14 protein-coding genes are annotated in these 17,362 nt (G+C 61.4%); 12 read left to right on the forward strand and 2 right to left on the reverse strand.

Going from position 1 to position 17,362, the window contains the following annotated elements; genetic code table 11:
• Nucleotides 1-19: 19 nt before the first annotated feature.
• From CS919_RS09250 to CS919_RS09275, 6 genes are all read left to right on the forward strand, one after another.
• On the forward strand, nt 20-3,481 hold the full coding sequence (locus tag CS919_RS09250) for a translation initiation factor IF-2 N-terminal domain-containing protein (RefSeq protein ID WP_234990891.1): 3,462 nt from the start codon (nt 20-22) through the stop codon (nt 3,479-3,481).
• A 351-nt stretch (nt 3,482-3,832) separates the two neighbouring features.
• A complete protein-coding gene (gene rplU / locus CS919_RS09255) occupies nt 3,833-4,135 on the forward strand; it encodes a 50S ribosomal protein L21 (RefSeq protein ID WP_099299190.1) in 303 nt (100 codons plus the stop codon).
• Nucleotides 4,136-4,176: 41 nt separating this feature from the next.
• Complete coding sequence (rpmA, locus tag CS919_RS09260) at nt 4,177-4,443, forward strand: 50S ribosomal protein L27 (protein WP_099299191.1); 267 nt, start codon at nt 4,177-4,179, stop codon at nt 4,441-4,443.
• 150 nt (nt 4,444-4,593) lie between these two features.
• Nucleotides 4,594-6,108: a GTPase ObgE gene (gene obgE / locus CS919_RS09265; RefSeq protein WP_099299192.1), complete on the forward strand. Its 1,515-nt coding sequence runs from the start codon at nt 4,594-4,596 to the stop codon at nt 6,106-6,108.
• A gap of 69 nt (nt 6,109-6,177) precedes the next feature.
• On the forward strand, nt 6,178-7,533 hold the full coding sequence (gene proB, locus CS919_RS09270; RefSeq protein ID WP_099299193.1) for a glutamate 5-kinase: 1,356 nt from the start codon (nt 6,178-6,180) through the stop codon (nt 7,531-7,533).
• Nucleotides 7,534-7,707: 174 nt separating this feature from the next.
• Nucleotides 7,708-9,012, forward strand: a complete 1,305-nt coding sequence (locus tag CS919_RS09275; RefSeq protein WP_099299194.1) for a glutamate-5-semialdehyde dehydrogenase — start codon at nt 7,708-7,710, stop codon at nt 9,010-9,012.
• 53 nt (nt 9,013-9,065) lie between these two features.
• Here CS919_RS09275 and CS919_RS09280 read toward each other — a convergent pair whose 3' ends face one another.
• Together CS919_RS09280 and CS919_RS09285 are read right to left on the reverse strand one after the other, a co-directional pair.
• The gene (locus CS919_RS09280; protein WP_099299195.1) at nt 9,066-9,986 is read right to left on the reverse strand and encodes a YwiC-like family protein; all 921 of its coding nucleotides are present in this window, start codon (nt 9,984-9,986) and stop codon (nt 9,066-9,068) included.
• 127 nt (nt 9,987-10,113) lie between these two features.
• A complete protein-coding gene (locus CS919_RS09285) occupies nt 10,114-11,133 on the reverse strand; it encodes a dioxygenase family protein (protein WP_099299196.1) in 1,020 nt (339 codons plus the stop codon).
• 218 nt (nt 11,134-11,351) lie between these two features.
• On the opposite strand from CS919_RS09285, the gene nadD reads away from it, so the two are divergent.
• From nadD to CS919_RS09315, 6 genes are all read left to right on the forward strand, one after another.
• Nucleotides 11,352-12,059, forward strand: coding sequence for a nicotinate-nucleotide adenylyltransferase (gene nadD, locus CS919_RS09290; RefSeq protein ID WP_099299258.1), 708 nt, complete (start codon nt 11,352-11,354; stop codon nt 12,057-12,059).
• 159 nt (nt 12,060-12,218) lie between these two features.
• The gene (rsfS, locus tag CS919_RS09295; protein ID WP_099299197.1) at nt 12,219-12,692 is read left to right on the forward strand and encodes a ribosome silencing factor; all 474 of its coding nucleotides are present in this window, start codon (nt 12,219-12,221) and stop codon (nt 12,690-12,692) included.
• 37 nt (nt 12,693-12,729) lie between these two features.
• Nucleotides 12,730-13,500 (forward strand): histidine phosphatase family protein, encoded by a 771-nt coding sequence (locus CS919_RS09300; protein WP_099299198.1) that lies wholly within the window; start codon nt 12,730-12,732, stop codon nt 13,498-13,500.
• Entirely contained in the window at nt 13,497-14,372 is an 876-nt protein-coding gene (locus CS919_RS09305; protein ID WP_099299199.1) for a DegV family protein, read from the forward strand. The genes CS919_RS09300 and CS919_RS09305 overlap by 4 nt, the downstream gene beginning before the upstream one ends.
• A 108-nt stretch (nt 14,373-14,480) precedes the next feature.
• Entirely contained in the window at nt 14,481-15,377 is an 897-nt protein-coding gene (locus tag CS919_RS09310; protein WP_099299200.1) for a ComEA family DNA-binding protein, read from the forward strand.
• Entirely contained in the window at nt 15,364-17,358 is a 1,995-nt protein-coding gene (locus tag CS919_RS09315) for a ComEC/Rec2 family competence protein (protein WP_099299201.1), read from the forward strand. Before CS919_RS09310 ends, CS919_RS09315 begins: the two co-directional genes overlap by 14 nt.
• Nucleotides 17,359-17,362: the final 4 nt, after the last annotated feature.

Genomic DNA, 17,362 nt, shown 5'->3' on the forward strand with positions numbered 1-17,362 from the left:
GCCTGCATGAAGGAGAAATGTGGCTAACCAAGCCCAAAAACTAGCAGCTCAAGCTGCACAAATTAATCGCACGGAATTGGGGGAGAAGACCCGAGTCCACGCGTTGGCAAAAATGCTGGGAGTATCCAGCAATGAAATGCTTAGCGTCCTGACTTCGCAGGGCATCAGTGACAAGCGCGCTGCCTCGACCGTCACCAAGCAGCAGATAGAGACCGTGCTGGATAGCTTGGCGTCGGATAAAAAGGATGAACCCAAGACCGCCGCGAAGAAGACTGCCAAGAAGGCGGCGAAGAAGACGGTAAAGAAGGCCGCGAAGGAGACTGCGACCAGAAAGTCGACGACGAAGACCGCTAAGAAGTCCACCAAGAAGACGGCAAGGAAGGCGGAGACGAAGACGTCCGCCAAGCCGGACGTCAAGGTTGTCGAAGAACCTGCGGTACAGGGTGAGCAGGCGCCGGAGTCCGTATCTGCCGAGCAGTTGGCTGATGGGGGAGCTACCGGCGAGTTCGTTGCGGTGGCAGAGCCAGCGACGGAGGTCGCGCCACAGGTGGCTGAGGCGCACACTGAGAGTGCTGATGAAGCTAAGTCTGAGGCTGAGCCTGAGGCTGAGAACGATCCTTCGGATGCCACGGTGGATCAGATCATCGCGCCGCTGTTTAACAACGATGGCGATGCGGATTCCTCCGAATCGGTGCAGTCCAATGAGTCCACGGAGTCCGAGCAGAAGCCCAAGCGTCGGGTGCGCCGGGTTCGTCGTGTGGTGCGACGAGTCGGCGTGGATGCGGGAACTGCAGCAGATGGTTCTCAGCCGGAGAAGTCAGACTCAGCACAAACCGAGTCGGACAGCGCGCAGTCGGAAGACACCCAGCCGGAAGACACCCAGCCGGAGAAGTCTGACGCGCAGAATTCCGATGCGGACGAAACCGCCCCAGAGAAGAAGGGGCGTGGAAATAATCGGAACCGGCGTCGGGCAAAGAACAACCGACGAGGCGACCAGGCGGAAGATCGCACCGACGATCAGCAGGTAGACAGCGCCGACGATAATGCCGACCACGACCCTTCCGACCTGCACCCCGCAGAACGCGACGAGGCAGACATCGTCGATGAGCCAGTGCGCTTCAAGGGCAGCACGCGCCTGGAGTCCCGCCGCCGGTGGAAGCAGGAGAACCGCAAGGAATCCCGCCATGTGGTGAGCCGCAGCGAGTTCTTGGCGCGCCGGGAATCCGTGGACCGCGTCATGGTGGTGCGGGATTCTCAGCGCACCGACCACGAGGGTCTGACCACGCAGGTGGGCGTGGTGGAAGACGGCATGCTGGTGGAGCACTTTGTGACCAGCGAAACCCAGCACTCGATGGTGGGCAACGTCTACCTGGGCACCGTGCAAAATGTGCTGGCCAGCATGGAAGCTGCATTCATCGACTTGGGAACCGGTCGCAATGCGGTGCTGTACTCCGGCGAGATGAACTGGCATTCCCCCCACTTGCACAGCAAGAACCGTCGCATCGATTCCGCGCTGCGACCGGGTGATCAGATCATGGTGCAGGTCATCAAGGATCCCGTGGGCCACAAGGGCGCACGCCTGACTGCCCGCGTGAGCTTTGCCGGGCGTTACCTCGTGTACTTCCCAGGCGGCACCACCGCGGGGATTTCCCGCAAGCTGCCAGAGGCAGAGCGCAAGCGCCTGAAGGGGATCCTTTCGCGAGTGATCCCGGGCGAGGGTGGCGCGATCATCCGCACGGCTGCGGAAAATGCCTCCGAGGACAACATCGGCGAGGACGTCAACCGTCTGCACAGCGCGTGGGAAAACGTGCTGGAGCAAGAGAACAAGGCGCGTTCCTCCAAGGGCTCCCAGCCGGTCACGCTCTACGAAGAGCCGAACATGCTGATCAAGGTGATCCGGGACATCTTGAATCCGGACTTCTCCCAGCTCATCGTGGATGGCGACAAGTCCTGGGCCACCGTGCGTGATTACGTCAGCCGCATGGCGCCGGATCTCAAGGACCGAGTGGTCAAGTGGCACCCAGAGCAGCATGCAGACCAGGACATCTTCGCCGGCATGGAGCTGGATGAGCAGCTGTCCAAGGCGCTGAGCCGCAAGGTGTGGCTGCCATCGGGCGGTCACCTGGTCATCGACCACACCGAGGCGATGACGGTGGTGGATGTCAACACCGGATCTTTCATCGGCTCTGGCGGCAACCTGGAAGAGACGGTCACGCAGAACAACCTCGAGGCAGCCGAGGAGATCGTGCGGCAGATGCGCCTGCGTGACCTGGGCGGCATGATCGTGGTGGACTTCATCGACATGGTGCTGGAGGAAAACCAGGATCTGGTGCTGCGCCGATTGACCGAGTTCTTGGGACGCGATCGCACCCGTCACAAGGTCTCAGAGGTGACCTCTCTGGGTCTGGTGCAGATGACCCGCAAGCGCTTGGGTATCGGTTTGTTGGAGACGTTTTCCACCGTGTGCGAGCACTGTGGTGGGCGTGGCGTGATTGTGCACGCAGATCCCGTGGAGCACGAGGAAGAAGAGGACACTCATCCGCGTCGGGATCATGGTCACCGTAAGGAGCGCCAGCAGGCCAAGCGGGAAAAGCAGCGCCGTGAGGAGCATAAGGAAGAGCGGAAGGAAACTCGCAAGGACGATCGCAGGGCTCCAAACAAGGCCGAGCAGAAGTCCGAGAGCAAGCCTGAGCGCAAGTCCGAGCGCAACCACGGCAAGCGCGATGCCGAGCAGTCGAACAAGCGCGCGGAGGAGTCTCGCGAGCACAAGCAGCCGCGCGAGGAGAACAAGGCCAATGGCCGCGGTGGTTCCGGCAGTGGTGCCACGGCCACGCAGCGCCGTCGGGTTCGTCGTGTTGTCCGACGCCATGCTCCCGCCGACCACCAGACCTCCTCGGATCAGTCTGCGGGTGGCAAGAAGAAGGAGTCCGGCCGCGGTAAGTCTGCCCAGGATGCGAAGCAGGGTTCCGGTTCTTCCCGTTCCGCTTCCCACCGCGCCACCAGCTCTGCTGACCGTGTAGCGGCGCAGCGTTCGGAGTCCAAGCGCACGAAGCGTCGAGTACGCCGGGTAGTTCGCTCTGCTGCGCCTGCGGTTCAGCAGGACCAGGGTCAGCAGGGGCAAGCTCAGCACGATCAGGCTCGGCAGGATCAGACTCAGCAGGATCGTGGCCGGCAAGATCGCGACCAGCGGAAGCAGCAGCGGAAGCCCGCTGAGGCACGACAGAGTTTTGCGGAGGCAAAGGCGGAGTTCGATTCCTCGCCACGTCGCAAGCGCAATACTCGAGGCAATTCCCGGTCGGATATCCCTCCGCGTCCGGAGGACTTCCAGCAGCAGGCGGATGCACCTAAGGACGATGCACGCAGGGATACTGCCCGGAAGGACTCTGCGCCCAAGGACACTGCCCAGAAGCCGAAGGAGGCGAAGGTGGCGTCGAACAAAAAGAGGGGACGCGGACGGCGCGTGGTACGTCGGTCCAACTAGGCCGGCCACGCACGGAGGTTCCGCGCTGGCATGGCGCGGAAAATCGCCGCCGTGAGCCAATCCAGGGAGATTTTGGTTATACGGCGGTCAGCGGGTAGTCTTGAGCAGTCGCTGTTCAAATCGCTGGCGACGTGCGCGTTTGCTGCGCACCAGAATCCTGCCCGCGGGATTCCCAGACGGTTCGTGAAACACCTAGCAGATGCCCTTTGCATCGCCGCGAGTTCCCGAAGCGCTCCAGCGAAAAGAACGCAGTGAAAACTATTGTCCAGTCAGGGCGAACACGCAGCCTAGCTTCGGCAAAGCCGCGCGCGAGTTCCTGAGTCGAAGAGAGAAAAAAGGGGTAGCCCTACCATGTACGCGATCGTCAAGACCGGCGGCAAGCAGTACAAGGTTGCCGAAGGTGACCTCGTCAAGGTCGAGAAGATCGAGGGTGAGCCGGGTAAGTCCGTGGCTCTCACCCCGGTTCTCGTCGTCGACGGAGCAGATGTCACCACCGGTGACAAGCTTGCCAAGATCACTGTTAATGCTGAGATCGTGGAGCACATCCGTGGCCCTAAGATCCGCGGCATGCACTACCGCAACAAGACCGGCTACAAGCGCCGTTACGGCCACCGCCAGGACCTCACGGTTCTGAAGGTCGCCGGTATCAAGTAAACTACCGAGACACTTACTCTTCCTTAAGGAGGGAGACACTCATGGCACACAAGAAGGGTGCATCTAGCTCCAGCAATGGTCGCGATTCCGAGTCCAAGCGTCTCGGTGTGAAGCGCTTTGGCGGTCAGCAGGTCAAGGCTGGCGAGATCCTGATCCGTCAGCGTGGAACTTCTTTCCACCCAGGTGAGAACGTCGGCCGTGGTGGCGACGACACCTTGTTCGCTCTCAAGGCAGGCGCCGTGCAGTTCGGCACCAAGCGCAATCGCCGCACCGTGAGCATCGTTGAAGACGAGGTTGTCGAGGCCTAAAGCCCCGAACTTCGTTTTACCGCCAGTGGGATGGAAGACATCCTGCTGGCGGATTTTTTATGAGTGCGAGATGAACTCGTTGAGCACTCGCAGTTTCGTTGTAGCTTTGTCTTTAGACAACACCCTCAGCATGAGGAAAGGAATCCGCCCATGCCGCAATTCGTTGACCGTGTGGTCTTGCACCTGCAGGCCGGCGACGGAGGCCACGGCTGTGCCTCCGTCCACCGCGAGAAGTTCGTACCCCTCGGCGGACCGGACGGCGGTAATGGCGGACACGGCGGAGACATCGTCCTCGAGGTCTCTTCCCAGGTGCACACCCTGCTGGACTTCCACTTCCACCCGCACATTAAGTCCGGGCGTGGAGCCAACGGCGCTGGCGATCACCGTCACGGTGCCCGCGGTGAAGACCGCGTACTGCCCGTGCCCGAGGGCACCGTGGTTATCAACGAACGCGGGGACGTGCTGGCGGACCTTACGGGTGTGGGCACACGGATGATCGTCGCTCAAGGTGGCCACGGTGGCCTGGGCAATGCGTCGCTGGTCTCTAAGGCACGCAAGGCTCCGGGTTTCGCACTGCTCGGTGAGCCGGGGGAGCACAAGGACGTCACCCTGGAGCTGAAGTCCATGGCCGACGTGGGATTGGTGGGCTTCCCGTCTGCGGGCAAGTCCTCGCTGATCTCCGTACTCTCGGCGGCTAAGCCGAAGATTGCTGACTACCCCTTCACCACGCTGGCTCCCAACCTGGGCGTGGTTAATGTGGGCAATGAAGTGTTCACTATGGCGGACGTGCCGGGTCTGATCCCTGGTGCCAGCGAAGGCAAGGGTCTTGGCCTTGACTTCCTGCGCCACATTGAGCGCACTGCCGTGCTGGCTCACGTGGTGGATGCCGCGAGCTTGGAGGCCGAGCGCAACCCGATCGATGACATTCAGGCTTTGGAGAAGGAACTGGCCAATTACCAGTCTGAACTGTCCACGGATTCCGGTTTGGGCGATCTGCGAGACCGCCCGCGCGTGATCATCCTCAACAAGATGGATGTTCCGGACGCGGAAGACATGGCTGACCTGCAGGAAGAAGAGCTCAAGCAGTTCGGCTGGCCGATCTTCCGCATCTCTACCGTGGCGCACAAGGGACTCAATGAGCTGAAGTACGCCCTGGCAGAGATCATCGCCCAGCACCGTAAGGATCACCCGATTGAGTCCAAGCCGGCGCAGGTGATCACCCCGCAGTCTTTGCGCAAGAACTCTCGCGGTGGACACTTTGCGGACTTCGAGGTCTCCGTGGACCCCGAGTACCCAGATGCATTTATCGTGTCTGGCGAGAAGCTGGAGCGCTGGATCAAGCAGACAGACTTTGAAAACGACGAGGCCGTGGGCTTCCTCGCGGACCGTCTGGCCAAGGCTGGCGTGGAGCAGGAGCTGTGGAAGGCCGGAGCAGTGGAGGGCTCTGAGGTGACCATCGGAGCAATCACGTTCGAATGGGATCCACAGACCGCTGCGGGCGTGGACATGACTCCTACCGGCCGCGGTACGGACCAGCGTTTGGAGAAGAACCAGCGTGTGACCTCCGACGAGCGCAAGCGTGCCTCCCAGGCGCGCCGAGGCTTGATCGACGAGTTGGATTTCGGCGACGGCGAGCAGGCGGATACCGAGCGCTGGGAAGGTTAAGCGCACTTAATGCGCTTAATGCAGCGTAGTTTTTCACCGAAACATTAAGTAGCTGGCATACTGGGACGCATGTCAACTGCGGATAACGAAGAGAATTTCGCACAGCCGAGCGAGGTGCCAGGGGCCTCCAGCGCGGCATCGGGTTTTGTGTATTCCGGCCCAAGCGAGATCGCCGAGCCCTTTCAACCTGTTGGGGGCTACGGCACCAGGCCGGTGCACCGCCCAGGTCCGGTGGTTCCAGCGACCACCATCGAGTTCCCGGATCCGGACATCGATGAGGATCACCCAGCGTTTGGCCATGCCTCTCGCTACCGTGAGGACATCGCGTCCGCGCGCCGCATCGTGGTGAAGATTGGTTCTTCTTCTTTGACCGACGACGACGGCCGCGTGGACCCAGATCGCATCGATACCATTGCCGATGCCCTCGAGGCGCGCATGGCACGAGGCACCGACGTGATCGTGGTGTCCTCCGGTGCTGTGGCCTGCGGCATGGGTCCTTTGGAGCTCAGCCAGAAGCCCACCGACTTGGCGACCAAGCAGGCTGCTGCCTCCGTGGGACAGGTGCTGTTGGCTCAGGAGTGGGCGCGTAGTTTTGCCCGTTACGGTCGAACGATCGGCCAGGTGTTGTTGACTGCGTCCGACGCCGGGGTTCGCGATCGCGCACGTAATGCCCAGCGCACTGTGGACCGTCTGCGCCAGTTGAAGGCCGTTCCGATTGTGAACGAGAACGACACGGTGGCCACCTCCGATATGCGCTTCGGCGATAACGATCGCCTCGCTGCACTGGTCAGCCACCTCGCCTTCGCTGATGCTCTGTTCTTGCTCTCTGACGTGGACGGCCTGTTTGACCGTAACCCCGCTGAGCCTGGCGCGCAGTTTGTGCCCGAGGTGAAGTCCGGCAAGGATTTGCGCGGAGTGGTGGCCGGCGACGGTGGCCGCTTGGGTACCGGCGGCATGGCAGCCAAGGTTTCCGCAGCCCGGCTGGCTTCCCGCGCGGGCGTGCCCGTGCTGCTGACCTCTATGGATAACATCGGCGCCGCACTGAATGAAGCCCAGGTGGGAACCTGCTTCTGGCCACGCGAAGATCGTTTGTCCGCATGGAAGTTCTGGGTCCTCTACGCGGCCGAGTCCCATGGTCGCTTGCACTTGGATAAGGGTGCTGTGGATGCGGTCATCGAGGGACGCAAGTCGCTGTTGTCCGTGGGTATTACCCGCGTGGAAGGCGATTTCTCCCAGGGCGACGTAGTGGACATCGTGTCCGACGAAGGGCGCCTGGTGGGCCGTGGCGAGGTCAGCTACGATTCCACGATGCTGGACGGCATCATCGGAAAGTCCACCAATGACTTGCCTGATATCGCGCAGCGCCCAGTGGTGCACGCGGACTACCTGTCCACGTACTCCAACCGCGCCGAGCTTCCTCGGTAGTTCTTGCTTGAGCGCTTCGTCGGTGGGCGCCGAGGTAGCGAGACCCGAGTAACTCACCGGCGTCCAGGTAGCGAGACCCGAATAGCTCATCCCATGTAGCGAGTGCAATGAGATTTTTGCACTCGCTACATGCATATCTGCAGGTTGCGTTCAACCTCGGTAAAGTGGAAGGACATGACTAACGAGAACAATCAGAACGCAACTGACCTGACCCCCGAGCGCCAAGCAGAACGCGATGAAGTTCTCGCCAAGGCACGCAAGGCCAAGGACGTTAGCCAAACCACTCTCTTGACCACCGAGCAGAAGAATGACCTCCTGCTCGATGCAGCCGATGCACTTGAGGCCAATACCGAGTCCATCTTGGCTGCCAACGAGAAGGATCTCGAAGCCGGCCGTGAGCGCGGTTTTGATGATTCCCTCCTGGATCGTCTGTCCCTGGATAAGGAGCGCATCGCCGGTATCGCCGACGGTCTGCGCCAGGTTGTGGGCTTGCCTGATCCGGTGGGAGAGATCGTCCGTGGTTTCACCCGCCCCAACGGCCTGCGCATGAAGCAGGTTCGCGTGCCACTGGGTGTGATGGGCATGGTCTACGAGGCTCGTCCCAACGTGACCGTGGATGCCTTTGGCCTCGCTATCAAGTCCGGCAATGTCCCACTGCTGCGTGGTTCGAAGTCCGCTCGCCACACCAACGAGCAGGTCGTGGAGATCCTGCAGGACGTCGCTGAAAAGCACGGCGTATCCCGCGACATCGTCCAGCTGCTCCCTTGCGAGACTCATGACTCCGTGCAGGACCTAATCACCGCTCGTGGCTTGGTGGATATGGTTATCCCTCGCGGTGGTGCCGGCCTGATCAACGCCGTGGTCACCGGTGCTACCGTGCCCGCCATCGAGACCGGTACGGGCAACTGCCACTTCTATGTCGATGCCTCCGCGGACGTTGACGAAGCCATCCAGCTGGTGATCAACGGCAAGACTCGCCGTTGCTCCGTCTGCAACGCTACCGAGGTGGTTCTGCTGGACAAGGCGCTGTCTGACGAAGACAAGAAGCGCGTCCTGACCGCCCTGCAGGAAGCAGGCGTGACGATCCACGGTGAGAAGTCCGAGCTGGACTCCCTGGTCGATGACGTGGTGGAAGCAGAGGACAAGGACTGGACCGATGAGTACTTGAGCTTCGATATCGCTGCCGCCATCGTCGATGGCGTGCAGGGTGCCGTGGAGCACATCACGAAGTACAGCTCCGGACACACCGAAGCTATCTCCGCTCGCGACTACTCCGCGATCAACCATTTCGAGACCTACGTGGACGCAGCGGCACTGTCCATCAACACCTCCACTGCATGGACCGATGGAGAGATGTTCGGATTCGGTGCGGAGATCGGCATCTCCACCCAGAAGCTGCACGCCCGTGGCCCAATGGCACTGCCAGAGCTGACCTCCACGAAGTGGGTCATCAATGGTGACGGTCACGTGCGCCCATAAGAGCAGTAAGAGGCGGCTCGTTAGAGGCAGCCCGATGAGGGCTGCGTGAGCCGCTAGAGGCACAGCACGCAGGCGATGCCGAGGACGAGAGTCGGCGGCATTTCCCACACACCCACGCGCTTGGGAGTCCACGCGCGTGGGTTTTGTGCTGCCAGGGCGGGAATTTTCCGAGTGCGGTAGAGACACCAGCCGAACAGCCCTATCAGCAGCCCACCACTGACGAGGAAGCGTCCACCGGCCATGAGCCAGAGGCTGAAGGCAGCGACGATGAGAAGCGCGGCGAAGTGGTAGAAGAACGATAGCTTCAGGTAGGCGGGATTGCCCTTTTCCCTGATCAGCGTCTTGACATACGGAATGGTGCCGACGAAATACAAGGCAACCGCCACGGTGGCGGTGAGGAGTTCGAGAGGCTGGAAAGACAAGAACTCCGGCAAGGGCACAGTGGCGGCCGAGACCATCACGGGGATCATCAGAGAGCTCGCGAGTGTGGTGGAGATGCCGCTGGAGAGGGAACGAGGTTGGCGTCGGACAACTTCGACGAATGCCCACGTGACCAACGGAAGAAAGAAGAACACCCACAGCACCATCTGCCAGCGTAAGGCGAGTGTGAGGAGGCCGAAGCCTGCCACGAGGCTGCCGTATGTGAGCATGGGCGTGCGATAACGGCGCTTGCGCTGCGGATTACGGGCCTTAAACCAGAGGTCAAAGGCGAAAAACATGAAGTAACCGAGGATCCAGGTGGCGGCGATGCTCAGCAGGAGAACAAGAGTGCGCGGGCTCTGGAAAGGGGCGGGGGACATGCGTAGTCCGAGGATGAAGCCGATCAGCAGCGGCAGGATGAGCATGGCCCACGCGCCGTGCTGATTGGGGACCCACGGGTTGATACCGCCTCGCTTGAATTTGGGCCTTGTTTTGGACTTGGCTTCGGCACTTGCTTCGGGCGTGGTGGGAGTGGGCGGGCGACGCGTGGACATCGATACCTCTGCTTAGACATAAAAGGTGTTTATATGATACATCTTTAAGCCTATGGGAAGAGGGGCCTAGCGCGAAAGCATGATTTCCGCGCCTGACCCCTCATCTTGGGTGAAGCTCTAGTGAATCTTAAGAGCTGGCACTGCTGGAGCTAGCGTTAGGAGGAGTGCCGCCCGGGCCTCCCATATCGCCGGACGGGGGAGTGCCGCCGGGGCCACCCTGGCCGCCGCCCATGCTCGGAGATTCTTGCTCCGTGGTAGTGTCCACGCCCACGTTGATGTTCATGGTGTAGCCGGACTTGATATCGCCGGTGGTCTCCGGCAGCTGCGCATCCGCGCCATCGCTGAAGATTCCATCCGTATCCAGGCTGACCTTGGCGAGGTTTTCCGCGGAGCCGTCATAGTTGCTCACGGCGTAGACGTCATTACAGACGTCTTCAGGGATCGCGATTTGGCTGGTCAGCACGGCATTAGTGGCGTCGGAAATGGACTCCTTGTCCGGGAACACTTCGAAGTGCAGGTGTGGCCAGCGGCCGTCGTAACAGCCAGGGATGATGCTGGTGAACGTTACCTTGCCGTCTTCGCCTACCACCTGTACGCCACGGCAGTAAGTTTCATCCTCCACGCCTTCGCTGTACATGGAGTAGCGACCTTGTGCATCGCAGTGCCAGAGGTAGACGGCGGCGCCGGTCATTGGACCGTTGTTGTTGGCCATGTCGATGATGTTCATGGTCAGCGTCATAGGAATGCCGTCTGCCGTGGCGCCGCCACCGATGCTGCTGCGGATGTCTTGGCGCTCCACGCCGACTTCCTCGAGCACGTCGGGGCCGTTGCTGCCGTCGCCAGGGTAGGGGCCACCAGTTTCGGTGTTCATCTCGGTGATGTTGTCCACTGAGGCGGCAGTTGTGGCAGCAGCGGAGGAGGTAGCGGAGCTGCTCGCTGCAGAAGTACCGGAACCAGGAGAGCATGCGGCGAGGACCGTGGCGCCAGCGCCAATGCCGAACATGCCCAGCAAGCCGCGGCGAGAAACGCGGTTCTGAATGGTGGTCAGATCGAAGTGTAGACCCTGGTCTTCGATGTCCTCTTCCGGGCGATCAAGGGGACGACCTTCAAAGGTCGTCTGGTTGTTGGTGTTCTGAATGGGAGACATAGCGGGGTGTCCCTTTCTAGTCGAGGGGGCAAGTGGTCATGCGAACAAAATTGAGACTAAGATCCGCTGCTGTGATGGATGTCCCATCCGCATTCAGGTAGCACAGGAAACGAATCTGAGAATCCTATGAGGGACATGTCATCTTCTCCTGGCTGCCTGCGAGTTTTCTGAGAGCCACAGCCCGGAAAACCCCTTCACGAGAACGTATGCTGGTGCGCATGACTTTTCAGCGACCCACGCGCCGGATCGGCATCATGGGCGGCACATTCGACCCAATCCACCACGGACACCTAGTGGCGGGAAGCGAAGTGGCGGATCTTTTTCACCTGGACGAGGTGGTCTTTGTCCCCACCGGGCAACCGTGGCAGAAGAAGGACAAGCACGTCTCCCCAGCGGAGGATCGCTACCTCATGACCGTGATCGCCACCGCGTCCAACCCGCGCTTTCAAGTCTCCCGCGTGGATATTGATCGAGGGGGAGACACCTTCACCATCGACACTCTGGCCGATATGCAGCGCGAATACCCCGATGCTGAGCTGTTTTTCATTACGGGTGCGGATGCCCTCAGCAAGATCGTCACCTGGCGCGACTGGGAGTCCATGTTTGATCTCGCTCACTTCGTTGGCGTGACGCGCCCGGGTTACACCTTGCCGGGTATTGGTGATGGTGAAGACGCCGACGCCACCCTTGCCCCACTTCAGTCTGAAGTCGACGCTGGGCGCTTGAGCCTCGTGGAGATTCCGGCAATGTCCATCAGCTCCACTGATTGCCGAGACCGCGCGGCACAAGGTCGGCCTGTCTGGTACTTGGTGCCTGATGGAGTGGTGCAGTACATCGCTAAGCACCGCATGTATGCCCCAAAAGACAATGCTGCGAATCAGACGTCAGTGATGGATCTCGCGGACTCGAGGGAATCCGCAGACTAGGACACTTGCTGACTAGGGGCTAGCGGCCACAACGCGATACGATAAGTGTGTTTGCGCGAAGCGCACGTCCGCCATTTTTCTATTTCGATTCTTGAGCCTGTTTTGAGATTCCCATGAGGTTTCTCGACGGCCGCTCAAGACACTGTGAAAGGTTTATTTTTGACTGCCACCCCTGAAGCCATTGACCTAGCCTCCGTAGCAGCGCGTGCTGCCTCGGACCGGCTGGCAGAAGACATCTTGGTTATCGATGTTTCTGACCGCATGGCCATTACCGACTGCTTTGTCATCGCTACCGGCGATAACGAGCGCATGGTCAACTCCATCGTCGATGAAGTTGAAGAAGCACTGACCGTCCAAGGCATCAAGCCGTTGCGTCGTGAAGGACGCGGCGATGGACACTGGGTGCTGCTGGACTACGGCTCCATCGTGGTGCATGTGCAGCGCAACCAGGAGCGCGAGTTCTACGCGCTCGATCGCCTGTGGCGTGACGCTCCGCAGATCCCCGTTGAGGGCGTGGAGCAGGCGCAGCGCAGCAGCAACTGGGATGACGACGTAGACGTGGACGTCCTGGAAGCAATGAGCATCGATGACTTGCCATTGGCAGGTCCTACTCCCGATAGCGACGAGCTCTAAGCCCGGCCACTTTAGGCACAGGGAAAGCGGAAAAACCATGGCAGAGCGAAGAATAGTTCTGGTGCGGCACGGCGAAACCACCTATAACGCCACCGGACGGATGCAAGGACAGCTGGATACCGAGCTGTCTGACGTAGGCATCGCTCAGGCCACCGCAACGGCACGAGAAATTGCCGATTGGAACGTAGCTGCGGTGTACTCCAGCGACCTCAAGCGAGCTCAGCATACGGCGGAATTGCTGAGTGAGTTTTGGGGAGTTGGCGTCGAAACAGATGCACGCCTGCGCGAAACGGACTTGGGGGAATGGACGGGGGCCAGCCACGAGGAAATCGACCGCGACTACCCAGGCCAACGCGCGTATTGGCGACACGACCCACAGTGGGCGCCACCCGGAGCAGAAACGCGCGTGCAGGTGGCCAGCCGGGCGCACGAAGCGGTCAACGAGCTGATGGAAACCGATGTTTTTGACCGCGGCACCGTGGTGATGGTGGCCCACGGCGGGACCATCGGCGCGTTGACTGCGCAACTGCTGAATTTGCCGATCTTGCACTTCTCCATGTTCTCCGGTCTGGGCAATGTGCGCTGGTCACAGTTGGTGGCCCGCCCCAAATTCCCGGTGGAGGCTACGGAACAATCGCCTGCTGCGATCGACGGCTCCCGCGTGCCCATGACTGTCATGGACAGCGAGAACTGGTGGCGAGATCCGCGCTGGCACCTCGAGGGATGGAACATGGCAGCCACCCCAGGCACCGCCCCGAACGCGCAGTCCGCGAGCCCCGACGAAGGTGGAGAGGACGCACCAGCATGACCGTTCACGTAGTGACCGATTCTTCCTCCTGCCTGACCCAGGAGATGGCGGACAAAGCAGGCGTAACCATCGTTGACCTGCACACCAGCGGCAAGGGTGCAGAGCGCACCACCGCAGGGCTGGGCGCGCTCGAACTAACCGCCTGCTATGCGCGACTGCTGGAGCGTGGAGGAGATGACGGTGTGGTGGCCGTGCACATCTCCAAGGAACTGTCTGCCACGTGGAGCAACGCCACCACGGCTGCGGGTATTTTCGATGGTCTAGTGCGCGTGTTGGACACTAACAGCGTGGCCATGACCAACGGCTTTGCTGCACTCAAGGCCGCCGAGGTGGCGCGCGAAGGCGGCAGCTTGGACGAGGTGGCCAAGGCCGCTCAGGCTGTCATCGCGGAGTCCAACCTGCTGTTGTACCTGCACCGGCTGGATACGATGCGCAAGGGCGGACGCTTGTCTCCCGGCCAGACACTGCTGTCCACGGCCCTGGCGATCAAGCCGATTCTGCGTCTGACCGAAGGCAAGATTGCTCTGGCGGCCAAGACTCGCACCCAGCACAAGGCCATGGAGAAGATGGTGGAGATGGTCACTGCGGTGGTCACCGACGAGGTCCAGCGTGCGGCAGAGGCAGGTACAGACCCGCGCACGGTCAAGGTGGCCGTACAGCAGGTTTCCGCGGTCGAGGTAGCTGAGAAGCTGGTGACGTCCATGCGAGAAAACATTGCGTGCACGGCAGCTGCTGCGGAAGATGCGGCCAAGGAATCCGAGGCTCCGGCACCGAAGATTCCAGAGGTGGATTTTGAACTCATGGAAGCTAGTGAAGTGCTTGCGATTCACTCTGGACCGGGAGCGATCGCGGTATCGACCGTGCTGTGGTGAGCTGAACTTTCCACAACGTTGCATTTTCCACAGGCTCCTGCACTTTCAGCGGAGTAACGGTGGGGTTCGGGCGATAGTTCGGCGCATGTTCGTGGTCGACTCGTCCCCATGGGGGCACAGTGGACGAAGCAATCAGGAAGCGCACAGATCCGGCAACGGATCGATGCGCTGGTTCAGCCCATGCCGGATCACGAGGTAGAGCCGGTGGACTTTGATACCACCGTGGGGATGGGGCGAGTTTCTGCCAAAGCAGTCATCGCGATGGTGGCGGTGCTGGCAATGGCAGGAGCGGTGCTCTTTGGGTGCAGCATGCAGTCCGAATCTCCGGTGGGATCGTCCCCGCAGAACTCTCTTGGTGGCGCGCCGAGCGAAGCAAGTGCTTTGCCCGGACAGATGGCGGCAACGGACGTGCCTGCTGAATCTTCCGCCTCCGTCAGCGCGACTGATGCTGCGAGTGCGAATTCGCAGACCGACGACCCCGAGGTGCCGTTGGTGGTGAGCGTGCAGGGAAAAGTCCCACGGCCAGGCTTGTTGGAGGTTCCCGCGAACACCCGCGTGGGACAAGCGATTGAACAGGCCGGTGGAGGCCTTGCGGGTGCGCAGTTGCATCACATCAACCTGGCAGAGAAGGTGGTGGACGGCATGCAGATCCTCGTGGATGCGCAAGGCAGCGCGGTGACGTATCCCGGAGGGCTGGCAGCTGGAGGAAGTGCTGGAGGAAGTTCTGGCGCCGGTGCCCCTGGTGCGGGGACTGGTGCGCCAACTGGCGGTGGCGGGGGAGCGGGCAGTGGCGCCACGGGGGACGCAGCGAACGCGAAGATCGACATTAACACCGCAGATTCCACTGCACTGGAGACCCTGGACGGGGTAGGGCCAGCCACCGCGACGGCGATCATTACCTGGCGGGAATCCAACGGCGCGTTCACCTCCATCGAGCAGCTCATGGAGGTCCGTGGCATCGGGCCCGCCAAGTTCGAAGCGATGAAAGATCATGTCACCGTCTGATAGTGCGCATGCACTCATCGCTACCCACCGGCAGCGTGCTGATCGGGATGCGCATTCTCCGGAGGCCATCCGTGAGCGCCGCGGGCACGACTTCCGGCTGGTTCCTGCAGCACTGGTTATGTGGCTGGCCGTCGCCGCGACCATTATCACTCGTGGGCCGTGGCCGACCGCCGTCTGTTTCACTCTGGTGGTTGTGCTCGTGGCGTTCCGTTGGCGGGGTGCCTTCGGCCCGACGAGCGCTTTCACCGACCATCTTCTGACCTGGTGGCGCACCGCGGTCGTGGCTCTGGCAAGTGGCGTGATTGGTGCCGGGAGTGCATGGGCTCGGGTTCTTATTCTCGACGCCACCCCGGCGCTCACACAGGTCTTCGCAGGTGACAGCCCGCGTATCGTCGGCGAGTTCACGGTGGCGGGCACTCCGAAGCAACTGGCAGAGGGAAGCGTTCTGATCCCCGTTGATGTACCGCAGCTCGGGACTATTCCGCTGTTCCTCAACGTGGAGAGGGCGCACGGTTCAGCACACCAAGACTCGGCCGAGGCCGCGTCAGTCAGCGGAGCTGAAGCAGGTGAGATCGATGCTCTGAACCTTCAGCCGGGACACCGAATCAGCATGTCCGCAACGATGCAGCTAGACGACCGCCCGGGATTGGCTCCCGTGACGCTACGGGGTGAGCGTGGTGTCGAATGGGCACACGATCCCGAACCAGACGGCGTGTGGGCATGGACGGCGTGGCTGAGGGGCGGACTGCGATGGGCGGTCTCGCCGTTACCAAGCGACGAGGCGGGGCTAATACCTGGCATGGTGGTGGGGGATACCAGCAGGCAATCGCCCGAGGCGGGGGACTGGTTTGTCTCCACGGGACTGAGTCACCTGACGGCGGTCAGTGGGGCCAACGTTGCTGTGGTGATCGGGACAGTGTTGGTGATGCTGACTGCATTGTCGGTGCCGCGACGGTGGACGGCGCTGGGTTGCGCGGTGGCACTTGGCGCATTTGTACTGGTGGTGGGGCCAGAGCCCAGCGTGCTGCGAGCCACTGTGATGGGTTCCGTGGGAGTGGTGGCTGTGGCGACGGTGCGGTGGTCGGATGTGGTGGCTTCGCTGTGCTTTGCGGTGATTGTGCTCTTGCTGCTGTCACCCGGGCTGGCCGTAAGTTTCGGCTTTGCGTTGTCTGTGGTCGCGACCGTGGGCATCGTGCTGTTGGCACCGCGGATGAGCACTAGCTTCTTGAGGTGGTGGACCCACCGTTGTCACGACTGGTGGGCTCGAGAGCCCACCGTGGCAGAAGCGCTGCTAGTGCGGTTGGTGTGCGTGTCCATTGCGGCGGATGCTGTTACAGCTCCGGTGATTGTGCTGATGACCGGTACGGTTTCAGTGACCGCGATTGCAGCGAATCTACTGGTGGCCTGGTGCGTGCCTCCCATCACGGTGGTGGGCCTAGGGCTTGCTCCCATCGGTGGCGTGCTCAGCTCTTTCCACGTGCCACAACAACTAGCGTGGTTGCTGAGCGGAGGGCTCTTGCCACCTGCGTGGTGGATCGTCACGGTCGCGGAAAGCTTAGCCCAGGTGCCGCGAGTGGAAACACCGGGCGGAGCCGTTTGGGGCGTCATCTGGGCAGCGGTTCTCGCCCTGGTGATCTCCAGCGCGTTCTTCCTGCACCGTTGGCGGCAGCTCAGATGGGCGTGGTTAGCCGTTGCTACCGCACTCGCCCTGACGCTGAACTTCGAGGAGCCGCCTCCTGAAGAGCGCGACATGGCCGCGGTGCCCAGCACGGTGAGCCTCGCTGGGAAACGAGTCCATGAGGTCAGCGATGACGAGTACGCACTACGCCTCGAAGGACTGGATCCGCGCGTGGATGTCATCGTCAACCGCAGCTGCGGCCGCCCTCATAACCGGCCGAGCGTCACCCACGACGGCGTGCCGGTGTTCTACCCGTGCCGCGACGGAACAGAACTGACGGACTACACCGGCGGTATGGAATGATCGA

The sequence above is a fragment of the Corynebacterium dentalis genome (genome assembly GCF_900232865.1).
Taxonomy (GTDB): domain Bacteria; phylum Actinomycetota; class Actinomycetes; order Mycobacteriales; family Mycobacteriaceae; genus Corynebacterium; species Corynebacterium dentalis.

What these genes read in the sequence shown, in the direction of transcription:
- CS919_RS09310 (WP_099299200.1), top strand. Translation starts at nt 14,481, where the DNA reads ATGGGGGCACAGTGGACGAAGCAATCAGGAAGCGCACAGATCCGGCAA.
- proB (WP_099299193.1), top strand. Translation starts at nt 6,178, where the DNA reads ATGTCAACTGCGGATAACGAAGAGAATTTCGCACAGCCGAGCGAGGTG.
- CS919_RS09285 (WP_099299196.1), bottom strand. Translation starts at nt 11,133, where the DNA reads ATGTCTCCCATTCAGAACACCAACAACCAGACGACCTTTGAAGGTCGT.
- CS919_RS09305 (WP_099299199.1), top strand. Translation starts at nt 13,497, where the DNA reads ATGACCGTTCACGTAGTGACCGATTCTTCCTCCTGCCTGACCCAGGAG.
- CS919_RS09275 (WP_099299194.1), top strand. Translation starts at nt 7,708, where the DNA reads ATGACTAACGAGAACAATCAGAACGCAACTGACCTGACCCCCGAGCGC.
- CS919_RS09280 (WP_099299195.1), bottom strand. Translation starts at nt 9,986, where the DNA reads ATGTCCACGCGTCGCCCGCCCACTCCCACCACGCCCGAAGCAAGTGCC.
- obgE (WP_099299192.1), top strand. Translation starts at nt 4,594, where the DNA reads ATGCCGCAATTCGTTGACCGTGTGGTCTTGCACCTGCAGGCCGGCGAC.
- rpmA (WP_099299191.1), top strand. Translation starts at nt 4,177, where the DNA reads ATGGCACACAAGAAGGGTGCATCTAGCTCCAGCAATGGTCGCGATTCC.
- rplU (WP_099299190.1), top strand. Translation starts at nt 3,833, where the DNA reads ATGTACGCGATCGTCAAGACCGGCGGCAAGCAGTACAAGGTTGCCGAA.
- CS919_RS09300 (WP_099299198.1), top strand. Translation starts at nt 12,730, where the DNA reads ATGGCAGAGCGAAGAATAGTTCTGGTGCGGCACGGCGAAACCACCTAT.
- CS919_RS09315 (WP_099299201.1), top strand. Translation starts at nt 15,364, where the DNA reads ATGTCACCGTCTGATAGTGCGCATGCACTCATCGCTACCCACCGGCAG.
- nadD (WP_099299258.1), top strand. Translation starts at nt 11,352, where the DNA reads ATGACTTTTCAGCGACCCACGCGCCGGATCGGCATCATGGGCGGCACA.